The organism is Agrobacterium sp. 22-226-1 (genome assembly GCF_053522345.1).
On the sequence record NZ_JBNWCP010000002.1, the window covers coordinates 530,730 to 554,643 of the forward strand.

Here is a 23,914-nt window from a genome sequence, read left to right on the forward strand (position 1 = left end):
ACCGTACCCGGATTCCTACTCTTCCCGGAAGGCGCGGCTGATCTGGTCGGTCAGCGGCTTGGCGATATAGGACAGCGCCGTCCTTTCACTGGTCTGAATGAACGCCTCGGCCGGCATGCCCGGCACCAGCGGCGCATTGTTCAGCTTCTGCCGCTCGGAAACCGGCACGGAAATCCGCGCCAGATAATAGGAGAGACCGCTGCGCTGGTCGGTGGTGATATCCGCCGCAATGCGGCTGACATGGCCTTCCAGTTCCGGCGTGACACGCTGGTTGAAAGCGGTCATGCGCAGCATGGCCTTTTGCCCCACCTGAAGCTGATCGATATCCTTGGGCACGATCTGCACCTCCAGCGCCAGCTCGTCTCCGTCAGGCACGATGAGCATGATCGGATCCGCCGGCGTCACCACGCCGCCCACCGTGTGCACGGCCATTTCATGCACCATGCCAGATTGCGGCGCGACGATATCGATGCGCTTCAGCTCGTCTTCGGCGGCAACCTTGCGCTCGACGAATTCGCCCATCTGCGCCTGTATTTCCCGCAGTTCCCGCCCGACCTCGGTGCGCAATTCCTGGTCGATCTGCAGGATTTGCAGCCTGGTTTCGGTGATGCGCCCTGCCGTCTGCGCCTGATAGGCGATTTTTTCGCCGCGCTCGCCGCCGAATGTCGCGGCCTGCGTCTGCAGGCTGTTCAGCCTCTGCACCGAAACGATACCCTGTTCGCGCAGGGATTTCTGCGAGGTGATTTCAGCCTGCAGCACGGCAAGGCCGTTATCATAGGCGACTTCCTGCGCCTTCAGCCCTTCGATCTCATGTTCGAACTGGGTGATGCGCTCGGAAAGCTGTGCTTTGCGCCCTTCGCGGTAGGATTTGCGGAATTCGAAAAGCTTGGTCTCGCTGCGCATGGCGGAGGCGACATCGGCATCGTCTTTTCGCGCCATCAGGGCCTGCGGAAAAACGAGTTCCGGCAGATCGTCGCGCTCGGCCTCCAGCCTTGCCATGCGTGCATTCAGCTCATCCAGACGCTTGGTGACGATGGCGAGATTGGCGCGGGTCTGGGTCGCATCAAGGCGCATGACCACATCGCCGGCCTTCACCCTGTCGCCCTCATTCACCAGAATTTCGCCGACGACACCGCCGCTCGGGTGCTGCACCTTTTTGCTGTAGGAATCCACCACCAGATGGCCGGAGGCGACAACCGCGCCGGCAAGATTGGTCGTCGCAGCCCATCCGCCGACGCCGGCCAGCAGCGCTACACCCGCAGCAAGGCCGGCAACAAGATGTTTTCGGATGGAGCGGGACACATGGCTGCGCTGGTCAATGTTTGACATCCGCATCTCCTTCCTGGCTGTTCTCTTCACGGACGTCTTCCAGCACCAACGCCTGCGGCTGGGTATTGGCGACGACGCGCAGGGGCGAGATCGTCTGGGCGGATGCGGTAAATCCCTTGGCCGTCTGCGTCTGCGGAACGCGCAGTACCTTCGACAGAACCTCGTCACGCGGACCGAAGGCCTTCATCCTCCCCTCTTCCATCATCAAAATAAAATCGACAGCACCGATGGCGCTCGGCCGGTGGGCGACGACGACGGCAATGCCGCCACGCGCCTTGACCGAGGAAATCGCCTTGACCACGGCGGCTTCGCCTTCCGCATCGAGATTGGCGTTGGGTTCGTCCAGCACGACGATGAAGGGATCGCGGTATAGCGCGCGGGCAAGGCCGATGCGCTGGCGCTGCCCGGCGGAAAGTGCCGAACCCGCCTCGCCGATATCGCTGTCATAACCTTTTTCGAAACGCAGGATCAGTTCATGCGCGCCCGCAGCCTTGGCCGCCGCGATGATGGCGTCAGGATCGGGATTATCCTCGAAACGGGAGATATTTTCGCCGATCGTGCCATCGAACAGCTCCACGCCCTGCGGCAGATAGCCGATATGGCGGCCCAGCGCCTCACGGTCCCATTGCTCGAAACTTGCACCGTCCAGCCGCACCTTGCCGGCCGCCGGCATCCACGCGCCGGTGAGAATGCGCGCGAGCGTGGATTTACCCGAGCCGGAGGGGCCGATGACGCCGAGCGCGTTTCCGGCGGTCACGATGAAGCCAAGGCCGGTGACGGTCGGTTTTCTTTCTCCCGGCGGAACGATGGTGACGTTTTCGACCCGCAGTTCCTTTTCAGGCTTCGGCAGGGCCATGGCGGCGGCATTGGCCGGCATCTGTGCAAAAAGCTCCCTCAGCCGCGCCCAGCTCTGCCGGGCGGCTACGAAGGACTTCCAGTTGGAAATGGCGAGATCGACGGGCGCCAGCGCCCGGCCCATCATGATCGAACTGGCGATCATCACGCCGCCCGAAGCTTCCTGGTTGATGACGAGCCACGCGCCGACCGCCAGAATGGCCGATTGCAGCACGACCCGCAAAGACTTCGCGATGTTGCCGAGACCGCCGGCCACATCGCCCGCCTTGCGATTGGCGGCAAGATAAGCCTCGTTGGAATTTTGCCAGCGTTTTCCGAGCCGACCACCAAGCCCCATGGCCTGCACGACTTCGGCATTGCGGCGCGAGGCCTCCAGCTGCCGGTTGCGGGCCATATTCTCGACGATGGTGTCGCGGATCGGCTTCTGCGAGAAGATATTGGTGAGGATCGTGAGGGAGACAAGCACTATCGCGCCGGCAAGCGCCGTCACGCCGATCCAGAAATGAAACAGAAAACATATGCCGAGATAAAGCGGCATCCACGGCAGATCGAAAAAGGCGGTCGGCCCCGTGCCGGAGAGAAAACCGCGCACATTGTCGAGATCGCGCAGCGGCTGGAGACCGTCGCCCGGCATGCGGTTGACGAGCGGCAGGCGCACCACGGCATCATGCACCCTGCCGGAATGACGCATGTCGAAATCTTCACCGATGCGGATCAGAACGCGGGCGCGGATAATATCGAGCAGGCACTGGAAGCCATAAAGGCCAAGCGCGAGAATGGCGATCCCGACCAGCGTCGGCAGGCTGCCGCTTGCCAGAACCCGGTCATAAACCTGCAGCATGAAGAGCGGCGACGTGAGCGCGAGTATATTGACCACGCCGCTGACGAGCGCAACGCCGAGAAATGTGCTCTTAAGGGGCGAAACAACCGCCGCAGTGAGGGACTGCGGCGGCGTCTGCTGGTGGTTTTGAAAGCCCACAGCCTGATTTTCCTTTACGCGGCAAGCGCCGATGCGCTGGCGAAAATGAAGTCCGATGCGTCGAGCACATTTGCATCGACGCCATTCAGTGTGACGGAGACGGACGTGTCTGTGGCCGAAAGGATAACGGCATTTCCATTATCATTATACCACAACAAATCGTCCACCGAAGTTGCGCCCCAGGCGGAGACATCGAGCGTATCCGTGCCGTCCTGATAGCCGTAGGTTCCGGTCGGGCCGGCCTGTACGACATCATTGCCGCCGGAGAATACGAAGGTGTCTGCGCCGGCAAAGCCGGTCAGGGTGTTGGAGGCAGCCGTGTCCTCGATTACCGTGCCGGTGGCGGCAAAGTAATCATAAAAGCCGGCCAGCGAACCGAAGCGGGCAAGCTGGTAGACGGCGAGATCGAGAAGATCGCGAGCGCCGGCGAGCGAATAGGCGCTGTCGGGATCGATCAGCAGTTCCTGCTGGCTGACGGCGATGCCGCTGGTGGACTGGCTGTAGCCGGTGCCCAGAACGATGCTGTCGATCGAACCCGTCAGGTTGCCCTGGGAGTACTGCAGAGCGCCGCTCATGACGATGCCCTTGCCGCCGGAGCTGCCATCGCCCCACGCCTCATAGGTCGTGTTCGGATCGATGGTGGTGGTGGCGAGAGAGCTGGTCTGAGCGTCGTAGAACGCACCATAGGTCGAACCGAAACCGCTCGTCCAACCGTTGAGGTAGCCGATCAGATCGGAGGAAGACTGCGTCAGTTGAATTGTGGTAGCCATAGGTGTACTCCTTTGCTGGCCAATATCGATACCTTCGTCCTGTGGCGAAGGCGTTTCATCTCCGGGACGGGCTGCAACCCAGCCCGGAGAATTTCTTCCACGGTTCAGAACTTCACGTTCATCGTCGCGATAAAGGTGCGGCCCGGCGCCGTGTAGGCGCTGGCTGCCGGAATGTATTTTCGGTCCGTCAGGTTGTTGACGGCGAAGCGAAGCGTGGCCTTGTCGTTGAAGGCATAGGAACCGTAGAGATCCACCGTTGTGTAGGGATCGGTCACCTCGCGCAGATTGCCTTCCGTATCCAGCGTGCGAGACTGTGTCGGCGTAACGTGGTTGAGCCTTGCGCCCAGCGAGAATTTTTCATCGAAGAAACGCATGCCGCCATCGAGCGTCAGCTTCACCTTGGGCGCGACGTCGCCCGGCCAGGCAACGATTTCGCCCGTTGTGGTGGTCGTGCCGTTGGAAAAAACCTGCGTCTTTTCAGGCCATTCTGTTTTCAGAAAGGTTGCCGAACCGCCGACCCAGAAACTGCGGGCATCGTAATTGCCCTCGAATTCAAGCCCGCGCATATAGGTCGTGCCGTCCAGATTGACGAAGCTGGTATAGGTGCGGTCGAGCACCTGATCCGTAACGAGATAACCGAGCGCTATATAGTCCTTCACCTCGCGGCGAAAGGCGGCCATTTTGATGCGAATGGAATCGTCGTCCAGCAGCACGCCGTCGAAGCTCATATTCGCGCCGACTTCGTAGGTCGTCGCTTTTTCCGCACGCAGGGCCTGGTTCGGAGCGTATTCGTATCCGGGGCTGTCGCCCGGACGCGCTCCAGCGAAAAAAGCCTCGAGAATTGTCGGCGGACGCAGGCTCTGGGAATAGCTCACATAGGGGCGGAACCAGTCGACGGGTTTCAGTTCGATGGTGGCGGAGGGCAGCCAGGCGCTGTAGGTGCGATCGATATCGACATTGTGCTCAGGGTATTCGGTGACCGGCGTATTGGTGGTTGTACCGGTGCCCGGCATGCAGTTGGCCGAGGTCGTGGGCCAGACGCGCGCAAGATAGAGGGCGTAACGTGCCGCCCAGCTCGGGTTGGCGGGGGCGAAGACCTGATTGAAATAATCGAGAGCCGTATAGTGATTGCGGATCGCATCGCAGGGTACGGTCGTGGTCACCGTGTAATCGCGAACGCTATAATAGGTCGCCGATCCCTTGAGACGCGACCAGTCGTAACGCACGCCGCCACTCAGCGTGATCCAATCCGCCGGCTCAAGTTCACCGTTAAGGAACAGGCTGGCGACATCCCGCCGTCCCGCAGGGCTGAATGACGTGTAGCTGCTGGCGAAAGAAGGATTTTCCGCGATTTTGGCGCTTGTCGCAACGGACGTGGCAATGTCCCGGAAGGCTTCTGCCCCATAGTTCAGGCTGAGCGCGCCCGCCGCCGTATCAAAGCGACTGGTATTTTCCAGGCTGCCACCGAAGCTGCGCAGGCCCATGTCAAGGTTCGTCTCTACCGCATAAGTACGCGCCGCACGCAGTTCATGCGTCATATTATCGTTCAGCCACAGCGATGACTTGAAGTCGATGAGTTCGCTCTCCGGGTCCCAGTCCAGCTTCGCGACGACGCTGTCGTTTCGCACGCTTTCCCGGTCGATCACCTCAGATGCGCCCTGAACGAAGTCATTCTCCTGATGCATCCAGGAAAGCGAGGCCTTCACGTCGCCGAAGTCGCCTTCGCCCTTGAAAAAGGTCGACCAGCCGTCGCGGCCAAGCAGATCCTTCATCGTCGGCGCGGTGCTGCGGGCCTCGCCTTTTGTTCCGATCTTGTATTCATCCATGATCGTGCGGCTGTAGCCGGCGACGAAAGATAGAGGACCATCCGGCGAGCGAACGGCGCCGAGAACCGAGCCCTGAAAATCATAACCATTGGTGCCGCGGGAAACATTCACTTCCCCGCCCTTGTTTTCACCCTCGGCAATCAGATCGTCGGCGCTGACGGTTCGGAACTCGACCTTGCCACCCAGAGAGCCGGCATTACCCGACCGTGCATTGGTTATCTTCTCGATTTCGACGGCACGGATGAAAGCGACATCCACATAACCCTGCCCGGCGCTTGCGGTGTAGCTGGTGGCGCCGCCAAATGCCGCACCACGCTGCGCATTCTGCCGCGCCCCGTCGATGGAGACGACCACGCGGCCGCTTTCCTGCAAACCGCGCACATTGGGCGAAACGGTTGGGAAGCTGCCGTTGCCCTCGCCGGCATAAACACCGGAAACCCGGTTGAAAACGTCGCGCGTGTTGCGCACGCCGGCCGACTGGATCGCCTCGCGGCCGACCACGCTGACACTGGCGGGCGTTTCATAAACCCAGTCGGGTGTGCCCTGATAACCGGAACCGGCAATGGAGTTGCGCCCGGTCTTGCCGGTCAGGGTAATGGTTTCCAGAACCGTCGTACCCTCCGCCGCGGAAAGATCGACGGTCGATTGCCCTGTGCCGATGACGACGGTTCTGCCATTACCGGCGATACGGAAATTGACGCCCGTTCCCGCCAGCAACCGTGACAGCGCCTCCCGCACCGTGAAACTGCCGGTGACGGCATTGGTGCGCACATTGCCCGCCGCCGGCGTGGCCAGCGTGACCTGAAGGCCGGATTGCCGCCCGAAAGCACCCACGACCGATGACAGCGACTGGGCGGGAATATTGAACGGCCGCGTCACCCCCTGCTCGCCGCCGGGACGCTGGGAATTGGCGGTATCTGCTCCGGTTTGGGCCAGAACGGGCGTCACGAATGAAACGACGACCGCCGTTGTCGCCAGCAGCACGGCCCTGCGAGCCTGCTTTGCTGCTTTTTCCCCTGAACCGGTCTTGCATGTCTGGAGGCGCATATTGCTTTTGTCTTCCTGTCTTTCGCTCCGGATATATCTTGACCGGATTACTCAACAAAAAGACGATTGCCTCGTCGATTTTTTTCAGGCTTTCGGAAGAAATTTTATAAATTACTGAAAATAAATATGATTTTTTGTTTCGGAATATTTCAGAAGCGGGTGATGATACGGGCGCTGCCGCCAATCGCATGCACCTTGCCCTTATAGGGTTCCACCAGGGCTTCCAGCGCGCGATCCGGGTCGCGCAGATCGTAAAAGCCAGTCACCCTCTGCTCGGCAAGCCGCTTGTCAGCCATGGTCAGCCATGCCGGATGGTAACGCTGGATCTGCTCCACGACCGAGCCTATCGTCGCATCGACCACATAGAGTTCGCCATTGCGCCAGCCGCCAATATCCTCGGCGGAAACAGTCTCTTTGCGGATCGCGCCGGAAGCGTCGACAATCAGCATCTCGCCCGGCACCAGCCGCGTTGGCGGCGCATTGCGGAAGGACGCTTCCACAGAACCGTGCGCCAGCGCCACCTGGGTTACGCCATCCGTCAGGTCGACGTCGAAAGCTGTGCCCAGCACCTGAACGGTCACGTTTTTTGCCTCCACGACGAAGGGACGCGTTTTGTCCGGCACGACGTCGAAAAAGGCTTCCCCCTTCAGCACCGTCACATTGCGACGGTCATTCGTGAAATCCGTTGAAAGCGCACTCGCGGCGGCAAGCTGCACTTTGCTGCCGTCTTCGAGGGTGATCGTGCGGCTTTCGGCGGTGGTGGTCTGATAGTCCGCCTCCAGGCGAACGAAAAATGCCGGAACGAACAGCACCGCAAGACAGAGGGACGCCGCCGCCACGGCCGCGCCGGCATAATGCCGCACGGACCAGCGCCGCCGTTGCGGCTTTGTCGCGGTTTTGCCGGGCAGATGCGGCGCATCTTCCCAGAGGTTCTTAAATTCCGGCTCCACCAGGCCGAGGTTCCGCCATGTTTTGCATGTTCGTTCCCAGGCGAGACGGTTTGCCGGCGCTGCCGCCAGCCATTGCTCGAATTCCGCCTTCAGCCGCGGCTCCGCCGAGCCAGACTGCAAGCGCAGCAGCCAGTCGGCCGCCTCTTCCGCCTTCCCGGCCGGCAATTCAATTTTTTTCTCTGGATCAATGGTCATTGAACCGGGCCAGTTCCTTTGCGGGGCGGAGGAGAAGCGTCGTCTTCTGCATTGCTATAAAGACGTTTGAGGAAGAGATTTTTTTCACAAGGCGGGACAATCGGGACTATTTTACTTCATTTCTTTGGTAATCGCGGCAATGCTGCCCTTGATCAGACGATGTGCGCTGGCCACGGACACGCCGAGGTGACGCGCAATCTCCTCCATATTGTAACCACCGAATCTGTGCATTTCCAATGCCACCCGCGCCTGAACCGGCAGGCCGGCCAAAATAGTCCGCATCTGCCGGACTTCGTCACAGAAAAGGGCATGCTCCTCCGGCGTACCATTGTCCTGCGGCACACCCCAGAACGGCGTATCGTCCGGCCGTTCCCGAAGGTCCTGGCGGCTGCGCCGGCGATTGTCGAGCGCAAGATTGCGAACGATGCGAAACAGATAGGACTTGAGATTGGAAGGATTGCCGGAGGCTTCGGGAACGAATTTCAGGAATGCTTCCTGAACCACGTCCTCCGCATCCGCCCGCGACCCCAGAATAAGGGTGGCGTATTTGATCAGGTCGACCCTATGCGCGACGTAAGCGTTATAACGCTTGTCATCTTCCCGTATGCCCATGTCTCAACCGAGAGAAATTTCAAGGATCGACGAAACCTGTCGCCCCCGAATGGCCGCGCAGTTCTGCCGCTCAAAGCTCTAGCACCCAAACCGTGGATCGAACAGATATTTCATGACTATTATCATCAAGAATTTGTGCGGGCCGCATCGAGCGGACCCGGCAGCGAAGGCGGCCGGGTCTTGACCTGTCAGATGGCCCCGTCGACGATGACCATGGGTCTGCCCTGCGAGCAGGGCTCGATACGGGCATCGATGCGATAGATATCGCGCAGCATCTCCGGGGTTATAACCGCCTCCGTGCTACCGCTCACCACCATTTCACCGCGCGCGATAACCATCGTATTTGCGCAATAACGAAGCGCATGGTTGAGGTCATGCAGGGCGATCAGCACGATCATGCCGGTCTTCTGCGCCAGATCGGTGACGAAGCCCAGAACCTCGATCTGCCGATGAAGATCGAGCGCAGACGTCGGCTCGTCCATCAGCAGCACTTCCGGCTTGCGCGCCAGCGCCTGCGCCAGCGAAACAAGCTGTCGCTGGCCGCCGGACAATTCGCCAAGCCCGCGGAAAGCAAGGTCATGGATTTTCAGCGCCTTGAGAATGGCGTCGATCTCGAAAAGCTCATCGTCATGGACCCGCCAGCCGCCGCCCTGCTTGGCGGAAAGAAGCACGGATTCATAGACGGTCAGAACGGCGTTGGCGCCGGTATCCTGCGGCATGTAGCAGATGGCGCGGTTACCGCGGGCCGTATCGGAGAGCTCGACCAGTCCGGGACCGGAAATCAGGCTGGCGATGCGCTTGAAAAGCGTGGACTTGCCGGCGGCATTCGGGCCGATCACGGCCGTCACACTGCCGCTTTCCAGCGTATCGATGCCGACCTTGGAGAGAACCGTGATGCGCCCATAGGCGGCGCCGACATCTTTCAGTGCGAGCGCTACCATGCGCGCCTCCTGTTGCCGAAAATAAGCGCGAAGAAGAACGGAACGCCGACGAGCGCCGTGATGACGCCGATCGGCAGAATAGCGCCGGGAATGAGAACCTTGCTGATGACCGAGGTTGCCGACAGAAGCAGCGCACCGCAGATCACCGAGCCGGGCAGGAAGAAACGCTGGTCCTCACCCACCACCATGCGGGCGATGTGCGGACCGACCAGCCCGACAAAACCGATTGTGCCGACAAAAGAAACCGGAATGGCCGCCAGCAGGCTGACCGTCAGCATGGTCGTCAACCGCAGCCGCCGGACATTGATGCCCATGCTGGCCGCCTTGTCATCGCCAAGCCTCAGCGCCGTCAGCGCCCAGGCATTGCGCATGAACAGCGGCACGGTGACGAGGAGGATGGCGGCGGTGATATAGACCTTGTCCCAGGTCGCCTTCGTCAGGCTGCCCATTGTCCAGAAAACCACGGCGGCGAGCGCCTGTTCGGAGGCCAGATATTCGAGCAGCGACAGCGCCGCATTGAAGGTGAACACCAGCGCGATGCCGAGCAGCACGATGGTTTCGACCGTCACCCCGCGAAGCGTCGAGGCGAAATGGATGAACAGAGCCGCGACCATGGCCATGATGAAGGCATTGATCGGCACCATGTAATGCACGGCGCCCGGAAAGATCGCCACGCCGCCAACCAGCGCCAGCGCCGCACCGAAGCTTGCCGCCGCCGAAATGCCGAGCGTGAAGGGGCTGGCGAGCGGGTTCGACAGGATGGTCTGCATCTGCGCACCCGCAACCGAAAGCGACGCTCCGACGGTCACCGCCATCAGCGCGATCGGCATGCGAATATCCCAGATCACCACCCGAAGCTGGTTTCCGACGGCGGCCGGATCGGCAATCGTCGCCAGAACCTCGGAGAGCGAATAGCGCGCCGGACCGAGCGCCATGTCGGCGGCCATGCTGAAACACAGGGCGATAAAAAGCCCGAAGAGGATGATTATCCTGCGCGCGGCAAGGGCGCGATATTGATCGCGCCCACTGATGCCAACCGCGCTTTCATTCAGCGAACTCATTGGTTCAAACCTTTTTCGAGCGAGGCGAAATAGCCCGGCTTGTAGGTGACGGGGAGGAATTTGCGGTGAAACTCCTCAAAATTCTTTTCCGGATCGAGATCGGCGAAGAGATCGGGATGGAACCACTTGGCGAATTGCTGGATCGGGAAGAATTCGTAGGGCGCGCCATAGAACTGGTGCCAGACCGCATGGACATTGCCTTGCTTCACGGCCTTCAGTTCCGGAAATGGCGTGCGCTTCATCAGATTGGCCAGTCGCTCACGGGAGAGAGCCATATCCGCCCCGCGTCCGACAGGAACGAACTGGTTGATGTCGGACTCAGCGGCCCAGTTGGAGCCGGTGACGATGACGTGGTCAGGATCGGCAACGACGAGCTGTTCGGGATTGAGATCGCCGAAGGTCGTCTTGATGATGCCGTCGGCGATGTTGTGGCCGCCGGCGAGATCGACCATCGCGCCGAAATTGACCGGTCCGAAAGTGCGGCAGCAATTGTTTTCGCCGGAAATGCCGGGCGCGCGTTCGATGAAGACGTTCGGGCGCTTCAAGTCCTTGACGCTGGCGAGCCGGTCGGTCACGCGGGCGATTTCGGCACGGCGATAGGCGATAAATTCCTTCGCGCGCTCTTCGGCGCCGAAGAGTTTGCCGAGAATTTCGACCGAGGCTTCGCTGTTCTTTTCAGGATCGATGCGGAAATCGAGATAGATGATCTTGATGCCGGCGGCGGCGGCCTTTTCTTCGAAACCGCTCTCCTTGGCGGATTTCTCCGCTTCCAGATTGAGGGTGATCACATCGGGCGAAAGGGTGATGGCCGTTTCCAGGCTGAAATCGCCCTGCGGCACATAACCGAAGCGCGGCAGTTTCTCGATCTGCGGAAAACGCTCGACATAGGCGGCGTAGCTGTCGGGATCCTTCTTGAGAAGATCGTCACGCCAGCCGACGATGGTGTCGAAGGTCTGGTCGCCCTTGAGCGCGGCAATGACATGCACCTGGCGCGCCTCACCGACGATGACGCGTCTGGCCGGCAGGTCCAGCTCGACTTTGCGACCGGTGACATCGGTAATCTCGGCCGCCAGAACCGGCACGGCGAGAAGGAAGAAAGCCAGCACCGCAAGATGCCTGAGAGCGTTGAGCCGCATGAGCAGTCCTCATTGAGTTCCAAAACAAAGCGATAAAGCCGCATGGCTGCGGCTTTATCCATCGGTCGGACGGCGCTCCCCTTCACCGTCCCTCTATTACTTGGCGTCCTTCAGCGAAACGAAGTAGCCGGGCTTGTAGTCGAGCGGCAGGAAGCGGGCATGCAGTTCCTTGAAGGTCGCCTCCGGGTCGAGATCCTTGAAGAGGTCCGGATGCAGCCACTTGGCGATTTCCTGAACGGCCACGAACTGATAGGGATTGTTATAAAACTGATGCCAGATGGCGTGGACATTACCGGCTTTCACCGCCTGTACACCGGTGAAAGCCGGGCGCTTGGTCAGGTTTTCAAGCTTGCGATGGGCTTCCTTCAGATCCGCGCCATAACCGACGCCGACCCAGTTGCCGCCCGGAACATAACCGTTCCAGTTGCCGCCGGTGATGATGATCTGCTCCGGGTTGGAGGCAATGATCTGTTCCGGATTGACGGTGCCGAAAGTGCCGGGAATGATGTCCTTGGCCATGTTGACGCCGCCGGCAAGCTCCACCATCTTGCCGAAATTCTCGTTGCCGAAGGACATGCAGCAATCGTCGGAGTAACCGCCGGCGCGCTCCATGAACACGACAGGCTTCTTCGGATTGGCCTTTTCGAGCGTATCGGTAACCTTGGCGATGGAGTCGGCGCGGAACTTGATGAAGTCCTCCGCGATCTTTTCCTTGCCCGTCAGCTGGCCCATGAGGCGCATGCTCGGCTCGGTATTTTCCATCGGCTTTTCACGGAAATCGACGTAGACCAGCGGAATGCCGACCTTGGCGAGCTTTTCGATATAGCCCGCTTCTTCGGTCGCCGTCTTGGCGTCGATATTCATCAGGATCACGTCAGGCTTCAGGGCAACAGCCTGTTCTATGTCGAAAGTGCCGTCCTTCATGCCGCCGAATGTCGGCAGCTTGGCGATCTCCGGATATTTGGCGAGATAGGCAGCATAGGTTTCCGGGTCGGCTTTCGCCAGATCGTCGCGCCAACCAACCACGTGCTGGAAAGGGTTTTCCTTGTCGAGTGCAGCCAGGAAATAAATCTGGCGGCCTTCACCGAGGATGACGTGCGATACCGGCACATTCACTTCGACATCGCGGCCCGTCACATCCTTGACGGTGACCTTTTCGGCGAATGCCGGCCATGCGGCGGATACGAGAAGGCCAAGGGCAAGTGCCGCAGATTTGGCTGAGATGCGCATCGGATATTGCTCTCCAGTGTTGACTGGCGCGGCTGTATTATTTTCTGACTGTACTAGTCAACATTTATGTTTTAGAGCCATTCTTAACTGACCGGTACATGAGTTGAAGACCGATGATCGACACAATCCAATATGGCAAAAACGACAGTCTAAGAGACGAAATCAAATCCTACTGGTCCGGCCGCGCCGCGACTTTCGACCTTTCCCCCGGACATGAAATTTTTTCCGAAGACGAGCGCGAGGCCTGGCACGCGCTTATCCTGAAACATCTCGGCCGCGGAGAAGGCCGCAGGGCGCTCGATCTTGCCAGCGGCACCGGTGTCATCTCGCACCTGATGGACGATCTCGGTTTTCAGGTCACCGGCATGGACTGGTCGGAAACCATGCTGGCGCTTGCCCGTGAAAAAGCGAAAAGCCGTGGCCGCAGCATCCGCTTTTTCGTCGGCGATGCCGAAAACACGATGGAGCCGGATGAAAGCGCCGATGTCATCATCACCCGTCATCTGGTCTGGACGCTGGTGGACCCGCAGGCAAGCTTTGCCGAATGGTTCCGCGTGCTGAAACCGGGCGGACGGCTTCTGATCGTCGACGGCGATTTCGTGAATACCGGCTGGCGCGAAAAACTGGTGAAGAAACTGGCGGCCGGTCTCGAAAGCATCGGCCTCGTCAAACCGGACCAGCCGCACAAGCCGGCGGACCCGGAAAACACCTTCAACAGCATTCTTTCCCGCGTTTATTTTTCGAAGGGCGCAAGGGCTGGCGATGTCGCGGCGCTGTTGCGTGCGACCGGCTTCGAACCTGTCGCAATCGATCAGGAGCTTCAGGCCATTCACCGTGCCCAGGCGAAAAACTTCAGCCTGCTGAAAGGCATTCTGCGCGGGCTGCAGCATCGTTATGCCGTGTGTGCGGTGAAGCCGGGGAACTACTCCGTAACCCCGGACTAGATCCGGGGTCCAGTGCGATCAAGTCCTTGATCGCAAAAGACTCTTCCCACGGCGCAGACGCGCCGCGGCTGGATGCCGGATCAAGTCCGGCATGACGGATGAGAGCTCGGTGCAGCTTCATTTTTCCGCCTGCTCGAAGAGGTCCTCGAACCTTGGCTTTGCCCGGCCGGGCACGTCCACCGTCCGGTAGCTCTGCGGCAGGGTGGCCTCTCCGACCTTGATCAGCATGACCATGCCCATGCCGTAATGCGGCGAGCATTTGATGCCGTAAAAGCCCGGCTTTTCAAAGCCGGTCTCGAATTCGTCATTGATCCGGCTTTTGAAACCTTCGGCACCTTCCGGGATCATGCCATCGATGGTCGCGGCATTGTGGCTCTTGTGGGTAGGCACGAAGCGCACGCGGTCGCCGGGCGCTATTTCGAGAAAATCGGGCTCGAATACCATCGGGCCCTTTTCGCCCCGGTTCAGCATTTTCACCTCGAAGGTCTCGGCTGAAGCCTGAAGCGGAAAGCCCGTGAACGCCACGGCAATGACGGCAGCGGCCCAAAACATGCTGGTCCTTGCAGCGGCGTTTGCGAGCGTCGTCAATGTCATCATCGTGCCAGTACTTTCCTTGGATGCTCGGCCCGCCCATGGGCCGGCAGAAAACGAATATGGGAAAAGCCGCCCTCATCCGTGGTGACGACGCATTCCACCCCGAAGACAGCGGCTATTCTCGCCGGCGTCAGAACCTCCCGCGGCGGACCGACCGCGATCATCTCGCCCCGATGCATGATGGCGACGCGATCGCAGAACATGGCGGCGTGATTGAGATCGTGCAGCGCCGCCACAACGGTCAGGCCCTGCCGGCGCACCAGATCGAGCAGGCCGATCTGGTGACCTATGTCGAGGTGATTGGTCGGTTCGTCCAGAAGCAGGATATGCGGCTCCTGGGTCAATGCGCGGGCGATATGCAGGCGCTGGCGTTCGCCGCCGGAAAGATGGTGCCAGTTGCGCTCCGCCTTGTCGGCCATGTCGACATTGGCAAGTGCTGCATCAACAATGGCGTCGTCCTGCTGCGACCAGGCGGAAAGCGGCCCGAGATAGGGTGTGCGCCCAAGCTCCACCGCCTGTCGTGCGGTGATGCGTTCGGTGGTTTCGGCCTGCTGCTCCACGAAAGCGAGCCGGCGGGCAAGGTCTCGCCGTCCCAATGAGGCAAGCGGCTCATCCCCGAGCGTAACGTGCCCCCGCCGTGGTTTGCGAATGCCTGCCAGCATGGAAAGCAGCGTGCTTTTGCCGGAACCGTTCGGTCCGATGACGCCGAGAAACTCACCGGAACCGACATCGAGCGAGACGCCGCGCACAATGTCGATATTGCCGGCGTGGAAATGCAGGTCGTGGGCGGATAATTTCATGAACGCCCCCTCTTCTGCCCGAGGATGAAGGCAAAGGCGGGCGCGCCGACGAGCGCGGTGATGACGCCGATGGGCAGCACCTGCCCGGGAATGACAATGCGCGAGAGAATATCCGCGACGATCATGAAAACCGCGCCGGTCAGCGCCGTTACCGGCAGCAATATGCCATGGCGAACCCCGACGAAGATACGCGCGGCATGCGGAATGACGAGGCCCACGAAGCCGATGGAGCCGACCAGAGACACCATCGCAGCCGTCATGATCGCCGAAACGGAGATCAGCACGGCATAGACCCAGCGCACCGGAATGCCGAGCGAGGCAGCCGCCTGACCGCCAAAGGCGAAGGCATCGAGCGCCCGGGCATACCAGAGACACACCGCAAGTCCAGCAAGGCTGACCGGAAGCGCCAGCCAGACATCCGGCCAGCGCACCCCCGAGAGGTTGCCCAGCAGCCAGAACATGATGCCGCGCGCCTGTTCCGCATTGGCGGATTTGGTGACGATGAAAGAGGTCATGGCGTTGAACAGCTGCGACCCGGCCACCCCCGCCAGAATGATGGCGCTGTTGCCGTGTCCCGCCCGCACCGCCAGAAGACTGACCAGCGAAAACGCGACGAAAGCACCAATAAGCGCCCCGGCCGGCATCGTCAGGAACCCCGCTCCGAAGCCAAGCAGCGCGACAGCGACGGCACCGGTGGAGGCGCCGGCGGAAATGCCGAGAATATAAGGATCGGCAAGCGGATTGCGCAAAAGCGATTGCAGCACCGCCCCGGCGAGCGCCAAAGAAGCGCCGCAACAGGCGGCGACGACGGCGCGGCTGAGACGGTAACTCCAGACAATGCCCTCATCCAGCGGTTCCAGCGGATAGGCCGCATGGAAGACGCGGTTGGCGATTGTTTTCGCCACGACGTCGAAAGGAATGGCGGTCTCGCCGATGGCCGCCCCGGCCATCAGCGCGACGAGCAGCAGGGCGAGCGCGGCAAAAGCCAGCCCTGCCCTGCCAAGATGGATGGAAAGGCCGTTCACTTGGCGAGGCCGGCAGCCGAAATCGCCTCGGCCAGCGTTTCGATGCCTTCAATGGTGCGAATGGTCGGGTTCATCGCCTGCGCGTCCATCTCGAACACATGTCCTTCCTTGACGGCGGGCATGATACTGGCCACGGGATCGGTGGCGAGGAACTTCAATTTAACGGCCACATCGTCAGCCGGGAAACGGCGGCGATCCATCTTGCCGGCGACGATGATTGACGGATTTGCCTTGGCGATGGTTTCCCAGCCGACCGTCGGCCATTCTTCATCGCTTTCAATGACGTTCTTTAAGCCCAGCGCGGACATGATGTAGCCGGGAGCGCCATTGCGGCCGGCCACATAGGGATCGATATCCAGCTCGGCGCTGGAGAACCAGAAGACAGCCGAAAGCTTGCCGTTGGCGGAGGCGATCTTGGCGCGGGCGGCTTCCTCACGCTTCTTCAGGTCGGCAACGACCTCTTCACCGCGATCCTGCACGTTGAAGATTTTGGCAAGATCGCGGATTTCCTGGTAGATCAGATCCATGGTGAAGACGGTGTTGCGCACGCCGTCGCCGCCGCCGGAATTGTCCTTGCCCATGCAATCGGCGGGCGAGGTATAAACGGGAACGCCAAGCTCGGCGAACTGCGCCGGTGTTCCGACAACGCCTTCCGGGCCGATCTGCCACTGGAACTGCGTCGTCACGAGGTCCGGCTTCTTGCCGATGACCGCCTCGAAGCTCGGATCATTGTCAGCCAGCCGCTCGACCCTGGCATTGGCCTCCTCGTAGCCCTTCAGAACCGGACCGATCCACAGTGCCGTGCCAACCACTTTGTCGGCGAGGCCAAGAAGATAAAGAACCTCTGTCGTGCTCTGGCCGACGGACACGGTGCGGGCGGGCGCCTGCTTGAAGGTGATCTCCTGACCGCAGCTGTTGATCGTCAGGGGATAGGTGGTTTCGGCAGCATTGGCGCCGGCGACAGGCAAAACTGCAAGCGCAGCGGCCAGAAAGCCGGCATGGACCGGCAGGCGTCTAGAATGAAACATGTGTTCTCCAGTCGAAAGTAAATCTTATTCCAGAGCAGCAGGCGTCAGAACGCGCAGCAACAGCGGGACGTCTTGTACGGAGAACGGCAATAGGACGCAAACGAAATGTTATGAAATAACATTACAATCTCCTCCTCCGGGCTTCCCCGCCCGTAACGATGGTTTATATTTCGACGGCAGGTCTCCTGGCTCACGGATTTGCGTCACTCATCTGCCTTCCCGCATTCCGGAGAATACAGTGGCATGACGCCTTGAAGCGTCACTGGGATGAACGACAATCCGCTTACAGTTGCGGGGGCAGCCACGGCATTGGGCGAAAAAGATCGCCCGCACCATGTTCCCTATTAATCCCTTCGCCTTTCGGCTGCAGGAACCGTCGCTTTCTCACATAAGGGGCAAGAGGCGGGGCGTCAATTGTGATAGTGCCGCACCTCAGCACAAAGACGGGCCTGCCAGGGCGAAAATCTTTGCGGAACCGGAGCCTGCCGGTTGCGGCGCGCCTTTCGACATGGTGGTGAGCGTTTCGATCACCACCAGCCCGGATTGCGCCAGGAACTCGGTCAGAAGACCGCTATCCCGCACGGCATCGAGACGGACAAGCTGATCGTCGAGATCGGAAAAATGTCGCCTCACCAACGCAATCGCATCCGCCTCGTCACCGGCGACGACCGGGCCGACAATATGGCCCCGGCCCGCTGCACGCCGCAATGCAAAGGCGGCAAGACGATCGGCCTCGAACAGGCCGTAACCCGCATTTTCCCGGAGAAGGCGTTGCAGGACGCCCCGGCGCGAAACACCGAAAGCAGCCCGATCCAGATCCGCCACGGCGGACAAATGATCCTCGGACAGCGGCTCGATTCTCTGTTTTCTTCCAAGCGTCGGCATCTCGGCAGGGCAGCGCGCCTTGCCGCGTAGGAGATGTACTTTTTCCGTATCTCCGGCAAAACCCAGCCGTGCGAAAAGCCGTCGCGAGGCTTCCGTGGCGTTCAACCGCAGGGCGTCAGGGTAACCCGCAATGAGTTGGCCCACCAGCCATGGTGCAACGCCCTGCCCCTGCAAACGGGGGGAAACGATGACCATGCCAACCGTCGCGAAAGCCTCATCATAGGGAAACAGCATTGCCGTTGCGACAACGCGATCGATTTCGTCAAGCGCGGCAAGGCCGACGCCGCACTGCCGCAGGAAACGCCATTCGTTCGCGTGATATCGCCATCCGACAGCCATGGACAAAGCATGCAGATGATCGGCCTCCACATCGGCGATATCCACTGTCCGCAACTCGAAACTATCGACTTTGAGCAGCTCCATGACAAACGGCTCTCATTCCCTCCGGCGCGGAACCTTGATCCCGGCAGCCCAGCTCACGACATCCGAAGATAACCAGCCTCGTCAGCAGGAATTTTCCGAAAGCGCTGGAAGGACACAACAATCTACTGAAATCACCCGTATTTCAGCAGATAAACGCCGCAGGCCGCTCTAAGCTTTTCGGCGTTGAAGCGACGGAGACAGCCATGAACGCAATCGACATTCTGGAGCGTCTTGTCGGCTTCCCGTCGGTGGTCGGAACCGCCAATGGCGACATCGCCGGATGGATCGCCGATTATCTGGAAAGCCACGGCGCGAAAGTATCGCTGCTTGCCGGCCCGGAGGGCGACCGCGCCAATCTCTTTGCCAGCTTCGGCCCGACCGATGCCAGCGGATACATCCTGTCCGGCCATATGGATGTGGTGCCTGCCGGTGAGCCGGAATGGTCCTCCGATCCCTTTACGCTGAGAACCGAAGGCGAGCGTCTCTACGGACGCGGAACCACCGACATGAAAGGGTTTCTGGCCGCGGTTCTCGCCGCAGCACCGGCATTTTCACGCATGGCGCTGAAGCGGCCCGTTCATATCGCCTTTTCCTATGACGAGGAGGCGGGCTGCCGCGGCGTTCCGCATCTCATTGCCCGATTGCCGGAACTATGCGCAAAACCGGCGGGCGCGATCATCGGCGAACCGAGCAATCTGCGCGCCGTGCGCGCCCACAAGGGCAAGGCCGCCGCACGCATCACCATTCGCGGCCGCTCCGGCCATTCCTCGCGGCCAGATCAGGGCGTGAACGCCATTCATCTGATGACCGGCATCATGGCAAAGGCGGTCGAGACAGCACAGGCTCTCACCCAGGGGCCTTTCGAAGCGACATTCGAGCCGCCCTATTCTTCCCTGCAGATCGGCAGGGTGAAAGGCGGACAGGCGATCAATATCATCCCCAATCTCTGTGCCATCGAACTGGAGGCGCGGGCGATTGCTGGTGTATCGCCGGTCGCCCTGCTCCAGCCGGTGCGCGACCGTGTCGAAGCGCTCGCCGCCGAGGGCATCGACATAGAATGGACGCCGATGAGCGATTATCCGGCGCTGTCCCTTGCCGCCGATGCACCCCTCGTGAAGCTTCTGGAAGAGTTGACCGGCGCGCCCTGCATCGCCGCCGTCAGCTATGGCACGGAGGCCGGGCTTTTTCAGGCGGCCGGCATCGACGCCATCATCTGCGGCCCGGGCGATATCGGCCGCGCCCACAAGCCGGACGAATTCATAACGGCCGGCGAACTTTCGGCCTGCCAGTCAATGCTGGAAACACTGGCGAACCGCTGCACGGTTTAAACCTTCGGAACCACGGATTTCAGATGACTTTCTTCTTCAATTCCGACGCGAAGCGCGGCGAGATTTTCCGGCAGGCCTTGGCCCGCGAGCTGCCGGAACTACCTTTTTCGATGGATGCCGAAAGCGTCGATCCGGATGCGGTTCGGTACCTCATTACCTGGACCGTGCCTGATGATATCGGCCGCTACCGCAATCTCGAAATCCTGTTTTCCATCGGTGCGGGCGTCGATCAGTTCCACATCGACACCGTCCCTGGGCATGTAAAAGTCGTGCGCATGGTGGATGAAGGCATCATCCGCATGATGCAGGAATATGTGAGCCTCGGCGTGCTTTCGCTGCACCGCAACCTGCCGGTCTATTTGAAGCAGCAGCGCCAGCAACTCTGGAAGGCCCTGCCGCAGCGTCAGGCGGAAGAGTGCCGGGTGGGCGTTCTCGGCCTCGGCATGCTGGGCGTTGCGGCGCTGGAACGGCTGAAACCCTTCGGTTTTCCGCTTTCCGGCTGGAGCCGTTCACCGCGCGAGATCGATGGTGTGACCTGCCATCATGGCGAAGCCGGATTATCCACGACGCTTTCGACCAGCGATATTCTCGTTTGCCTGCTGCCGCTGACCGACGAAACGACGGGACTTCTGAATGGCGAACGTCTGGCGCTGCTTCCAGAAGGCGCTGGCCTCGTCCATGCCGGGCGTGGCAAACAGCTCGACCATGACGCCCTCATCGACGCGCTGGGCAGCGGCAGGCTTTCGGGCGCGGTGATTGACGTCACCGATCCGGAACCGCTTCCGGAAGACCATCCCTTCTGGACGCATCCGAAAATTCTCCTGACGCCGCACATCGCCAGCGTCACCCAGCCGCATTCGGCAGCACGCACCGTTGTCGAGAACATCAAACGATACCAGTCCGGCCTCGAGCCGCTCGGCCTCGTCGATCGCAATCGCGGATATTGATCATCCCGTTCCAGGAAAGGACACCCATGCCGCTTCTCAAGACCATCGACACGCACCCCGCCTTCGAACCGAAAGCCTCCAAGGCCCTGCCGGAACGCCTCATCTCCGGCGATCCGTCCTTCAAGACCTGGCCGCTGGACGAAGCCCGCAACGGCACCGTCCACACCGGCATATGGGAAGCGACGCCGGGCGAAAGCCGTTCGATCAAGGGAGAAACCTTCGAATTCTGCCATATTCTCGAAGGCGTCATCGAAATCACGCCGGAAGGCGGCGCACCGCTGCGTTATACGGCAGGCGACAGTTTCGTCATGAAGCCGGGCTTCGTCGGCGTGTGGAAAACCATTGAAACCGTCCGCAAGATCTATGTTACGGTGAACGGATGAACTGGGAACCGGCCATTTTCGAAATCACCCGCGACGGCTATGTGCTGAGCACCGATCCGGCACGGGTGGATTTCGATCTGGTCCATGGTTTTCTCGCCCGCGATTCCTACTGGGCGCAAGGAATGACCGCCGACCGGCTGAAGCGAGCGCTTTCGCATTCGCTGCCGGTCGGCGTCTACGCCCCCGACGGCTCCATGGCCGCCTTCGCCCGTCTGGTGACGGATTATGCCGTTTTCGGCTATCTGCGCGATGTCTTCACGGTGGAGGATCATCGCGGTCGCGGCCTTGCGTCCTGGATCGCCACCGAGATACGCAAACACCCGGAGCTTTCGACGGTATCGAGCTGGATGCTGGCGACCCGCGACGCCCATGGCGTTTACGAAAAGGCCGGTTATCGCGCAGCACCTCATCCCGAATATTACATGACGGTGCCGAAACCCGGCGAAGGTTGAATAACGCTCCCCAAGCGCCACCCCGGCCATCCTCATAACCTGGGGCTATGACCCTTACCCCATAAATGCTTGGCCCTTTTCCGGTCCCGATGACAGCATCGTCCGCACTGGAAAAGGAGACGGAAGAGATGGGATATCGCATTGGCGTCGATGTTGGCGGGTCGTTCACGGATTTTGCCGTGTTCGACGATGGGACCGGCTCGCTTTCCACCCTGAAGGTGTTTTCCCGCCCCGATGCGCCCGGAGAAGAAATCCTTCTCGCGCTGGACACGCTGAAAAAGCGCGACGGCATCGAAGCGAAGGACGTTTCCTATTTCACCCATGGCACCACCGTCGGCGTCAACACCGTCATCCAGCGCAACGGCCAGAACGTCGCGCTGTTCACCACCGAAAACTTCGAGGACGTGCTGGGCGTTGCACGCCTGAAAATTCCGCAGATCCACAATCTCTATTCCGTGCGGCCGGAGCCGCTCATCCCGCGCGAACGGGTTTTCGGCATAGCCGAGCGCATGCTGGCGACCGGCGAGGTAAAGCTCGCCCCGAACGAAGAGAATGTGGCGCAGGCCGTCGCCGGCGCCCTTGCAGCCGGTTGCGACGGTATCGTGCTCGCCTTCCTGCATTCCTACCGCAATCCCGAAAACGAACTTGCCGTGAAGGCGATGATCGAACGCATCGCGCCGCAATTGCCGGTGGTCTCCTCTGCCGAGACATGGCCGATCATCCGCGAATATGAGCGCACCGTCACCGCCGTCATCAGCGGTTATGTCCAGCCGCGCGTCGCACATTACCTCGACCGTTTCGAAACGGTGCTGCGCAGGCAAGGCATTGCCTGCCCGCTGCTCATCACCAAGACCAATGGCGGCGTCATGGGCATCGGTCAGGCGCGGCGGGAATGTGTGCAGATGATCCTGTCGGGCACCGCTTCCGGCGTCATCGGCGCGGGTTATCTGGCGAAGGCCAGCGGCTTTGACCGGGTGATGAGCCTCGACATCGGCGGCACCAGCGCCGATGTGGCCGTTATCCTTGATGGCGAGGCCCAATATGGGGTCGGCGAGCTGATCGGCGATTTCCAGATTCATGTCCCTTCCGTTTCCGTCAGCTCTGTTGGCCAGGGCGGCGGCTCGGTCGCATGGGTGGATAGCCTCGGCCTGTTGCAGGTGGGGCCGGAAAGTGCCGGTTCGACGCCGGGGCCAGCCTGTTACGGACGCGGCGGCGACCGCCCGACGATCACGGATGCCATGGCAGCCGCCAATCTCATCGGCCATATGCCGCTTGGTTATGGCGCGGTGACCGTCGATCACGCCGCATCGCGCGCCGCGCTCTCGCCCCTTGCCGAAAAGCTCGGCCTTTCCGTCGAGGCGCTCGCCGGCAACATCGTCGATATCGCCGTCTCCGGCATGTATGCGGAGGTGAACGCCCTGACCTCCCGTTTCGCCATCGACCCGCGCGAATTTCACCTCTTCGCTTTCGGCGGCGCCGGCGCGATGCTCGCCTGCTTCCTCGCCCGCGAACTGGACATGAAGGGTGTGGTGGTGCCGCCCACCCCGGGCGTCGTTTCCGCGCTCGGCGGCCTGATTGCCGATCTGAAGAACGATTTCATCCGCACCACCTATTGCGATGTGAACGACAGGGAGGCCTCCGATCTCGCCCCCCTTCTCGCCGAAATGCAGGAAACCGGCCGCAACTGGCTGAAGGAACAGGGTTTTAACGGCGATTGCGAGATGCGGCTTTCCGCCGACATGCGCTATCGCGGCCAATCCTACGAAATCGAAACCACACTCCAGCCGGAATGGCTGGGCAGCGGCGACGCCGGCGCGATCAACAGGGCATTTCACGAAGAACATGCCCGCCTCTACGGTCATTCCGATGAGCGGGCGGCCGTGCAGATGGTCAATCTCAGGCTCGTCGTCTCCGGGAAAACACCGAAGCCGCCGCTTCGCCAGACAGGCGTGGCCACGGGCCCCGCAAAGCCGCGCTTTCACACGAAAGGCTGGTTTGGCGGCATGGAACACGACATGGCGATCTATCACCGTGACGATCTGGCGAGCGGTCACGATTTCGACGGCCCCGCCATCGTTCTTCAGGACGATACCACCACCGTCGTGCCGCCCGGCTTTACGGTCCATGTGGACCGTTTCGGCAATCTCGTCATTACCAAGCGGGAGTTTTGACCC

General features: G+C 60.8%; 21 protein-coding genes and 1 riboswitch. Of the genes, 6 read left to right on the forward strand and 15 right to left on the reverse strand.

Annotated features, from left to right (window positions below; translation table 11 throughout):
- Positions 1-15: 15 nt before the first annotated feature.
- The 10 genes from ACQZ5K_RS05350 to ACQZ5K_RS05395 all read right to left on the reverse strand — a co-directional run bounded on the left by ACQZ5K_RS05350 (position 16) and on the right by ACQZ5K_RS05395 (position 12,931).
- Positions 16-1,329: an HlyD family type I secretion periplasmic adaptor subunit gene (locus tag ACQZ5K_RS05350; protein ID WP_135397220.1), complete on the reverse strand. Its 1,314-nt coding sequence runs from the start codon at positions 1,327-1,329 to the stop codon at positions 16-18.
- Entirely contained in the window at positions 1,316-3,163 is a 1,848-nt protein-coding gene (locus ACQZ5K_RS05355) for a type I secretion system permease/ATPase (RefSeq protein ID WP_448739799.1), read from the reverse strand. Before ACQZ5K_RS05355 ends, ACQZ5K_RS05350 begins: the two co-directional genes overlap by 14 nt.
- A 14-nt stretch (positions 3,164-3,177) precedes the next feature.
- Positions 3,178-3,933, reverse strand: a complete 756-nt coding sequence (locus ACQZ5K_RS05360; RefSeq protein ID WP_448739800.1) for a hypothetical protein — start codon at positions 3,931-3,933, stop codon at positions 3,178-3,180.
- A 104-nt stretch (positions 3,934-4,037) separates the two neighbouring features.
- Positions 4,038-6,806 carry a TonB-dependent hemoglobin/transferrin/lactoferrin family receptor gene (locus tag ACQZ5K_RS05365; RefSeq protein ID WP_448739801.1) on the reverse strand — a complete coding sequence of 923 codons (2,769 nt, stop codon included), beginning with the start codon at positions 6,804-6,806 and terminating at the stop codon, positions 4,038-4,040.
- A gap of 149 nt (positions 6,807-6,955) precedes the next feature.
- Positions 6,956-7,951 (reverse strand): FecR family protein, encoded by a 996-nt coding sequence (locus tag ACQZ5K_RS05370; RefSeq protein ID WP_448739802.1) that lies wholly within the window; start codon positions 7,949-7,951, stop codon positions 6,956-6,958.
- Positions 7,952-8,062: 111 nt separating this feature from the next.
- Positions 8,063-8,563, reverse strand: a complete 501-nt coding sequence (locus ACQZ5K_RS05375; RefSeq protein WP_003524633.1) for an RNA polymerase sigma factor — start codon at positions 8,561-8,563, stop codon at positions 8,063-8,065.
- Positions 8,564-8,751: 188 nt separating this feature from the next.
- Positions 8,752-9,504 carry an ABC transporter ATP-binding protein gene (locus tag ACQZ5K_RS05380; RefSeq protein ID WP_003524635.1) on the reverse strand — a complete coding sequence of 251 codons (753 nt, stop codon included), beginning with the start codon at positions 9,502-9,504 and terminating at the stop codon, positions 8,752-8,754.
- Positions 9,498-10,565 carry a FecCD family ABC transporter permease gene (locus ACQZ5K_RS05385; protein ID WP_137004772.1) on the reverse strand — a complete coding sequence of 356 codons (1,068 nt, stop codon included), beginning with the start codon at positions 10,563-10,565 and terminating at the stop codon, positions 9,498-9,500. The genes ACQZ5K_RS05380 and ACQZ5K_RS05385 overlap by 7 nt, the downstream gene beginning before the upstream one ends.
- Positions 10,562-11,701 (reverse strand): ABC transporter substrate-binding protein, encoded by a 1,140-nt coding sequence (locus ACQZ5K_RS05390; RefSeq protein ID WP_448739803.1) that lies wholly within the window; start codon positions 11,699-11,701, stop codon positions 10,562-10,564. Before ACQZ5K_RS05390 ends, ACQZ5K_RS05385 begins: the two co-directional genes overlap by 4 nt.
- A gap of 96 nt (positions 11,702-11,797) precedes the next feature.
- Positions 11,798-12,931, reverse strand: a complete 1,134-nt coding sequence (locus ACQZ5K_RS05395) for an ABC transporter substrate-binding protein (protein WP_448739804.1) — start codon at positions 12,929-12,931, stop codon at positions 11,798-11,800.
- 113 nt (positions 12,932-13,044) lie between these two features.
- Here ACQZ5K_RS05395 and ACQZ5K_RS05400 point away from each other — a divergent pair, with 113 nt between their 5' ends.
- Complete coding sequence (locus ACQZ5K_RS05400) at positions 13,045-13,875, forward strand: class I SAM-dependent methyltransferase (protein ID WP_142844654.1); 831 nt, start codon at positions 13,045-13,047, stop codon at positions 13,873-13,875.
- Positions 13,876-13,992: 117 nt separating this feature from the next.
- On the opposite strand, the gene ACQZ5K_RS05405 is transcribed toward ACQZ5K_RS05400, so the two are convergent.
- From ACQZ5K_RS05405 to ACQZ5K_RS05425, 5 genes are all read right to left on the reverse strand, one after another.
- Positions 13,993-14,472: a pseudoazurin gene (locus ACQZ5K_RS05405; RefSeq protein WP_269831723.1), complete on the reverse strand. Its 480-nt coding sequence runs from the start codon at positions 14,470-14,472 to the stop codon at positions 13,993-13,995.
- Positions 14,469-15,269 (reverse strand): ABC transporter ATP-binding protein, encoded by an 801-nt coding sequence (locus ACQZ5K_RS05410; protein WP_137453888.1) that lies wholly within the window; start codon positions 15,267-15,269, stop codon positions 14,469-14,471. Before ACQZ5K_RS05410 ends, ACQZ5K_RS05405 begins: the two co-directional genes overlap by 4 nt.
- Positions 15,266-16,294, reverse strand: a complete 1,029-nt coding sequence (locus tag ACQZ5K_RS05415; protein WP_065657203.1) for a FecCD family ABC transporter permease — start codon at positions 16,292-16,294, stop codon at positions 15,266-15,268. The genes ACQZ5K_RS05410 and ACQZ5K_RS05415 overlap by 4 nt, the downstream gene beginning before the upstream one ends.
- Positions 16,291-17,322 carry an ABC transporter substrate-binding protein gene (locus ACQZ5K_RS05420; protein ID WP_137453887.1) on the reverse strand — a complete coding sequence of 344 codons (1,032 nt, stop codon included), beginning with the start codon at positions 17,320-17,322 and terminating at the stop codon, positions 16,291-16,293. Before ACQZ5K_RS05420 ends, ACQZ5K_RS05415 begins: the two co-directional genes overlap by 4 nt.
- 158 nt (positions 17,323-17,480) lie before the next feature.
- Positions 17,481-17,715, reverse strand: a riboswitch (cobalamin riboswitch).
- Positions 17,716-17,754: 39 nt separating this feature from the next.
- Complete coding sequence (locus ACQZ5K_RS05425; RefSeq protein WP_448739805.1) at positions 17,755-18,630, reverse strand: GNAT family N-acetyltransferase; 876 nt, start codon at positions 18,628-18,630, stop codon at positions 17,755-17,757.
- Between the two features lie 203 nt (positions 18,631-18,833).
- On the opposite strand from ACQZ5K_RS05425, the gene argE reads away from it, so the two are divergent.
- The 5 genes from argE to ACQZ5K_RS05450 all read left to right on the forward strand — a co-directional run bounded on the left by argE (position 18,834) and on the right by ACQZ5K_RS05450 (position 23,911).
- A complete protein-coding gene (argE, locus tag ACQZ5K_RS05430; RefSeq protein WP_448739806.1) occupies positions 18,834-19,958 on the forward strand; it encodes an acetylornithine deacetylase in 1,125 nt (374 codons plus the stop codon).
- A gap of 23 nt (positions 19,959-19,981) precedes the next feature.
- Positions 19,982-20,905, forward strand: coding sequence for a 2-hydroxyacid dehydrogenase (locus tag ACQZ5K_RS05435; protein ID WP_448739807.1), 924 nt, complete (start codon positions 19,982-19,984; stop codon positions 20,903-20,905).
- Between the two features lie 26 nt (positions 20,906-20,931).
- A complete protein-coding gene (locus ACQZ5K_RS05440) occupies positions 20,932-21,288 on the forward strand; it encodes a cupin domain-containing protein (protein WP_003524651.1) in 357 nt (118 codons plus the stop codon).
- A complete protein-coding gene (locus tag ACQZ5K_RS05445; protein WP_078053503.1) occupies positions 21,285-21,740 on the forward strand; it encodes a GNAT family N-acetyltransferase in 456 nt (151 codons plus the stop codon). The genes ACQZ5K_RS05440 and ACQZ5K_RS05445 overlap by 4 nt, the downstream gene beginning before the upstream one ends.
- Before the next feature lie 128 nt (positions 21,741-21,868).
- On the forward strand, positions 21,869-23,911 hold the full coding sequence (locus tag ACQZ5K_RS05450; RefSeq protein WP_448739808.1) for a hydantoinase/oxoprolinase family protein: 2,043 nt from the start codon (positions 21,869-21,871) through the stop codon (positions 23,909-23,911).
- Positions 23,912-23,914: the final 3 nt, after the last annotated feature.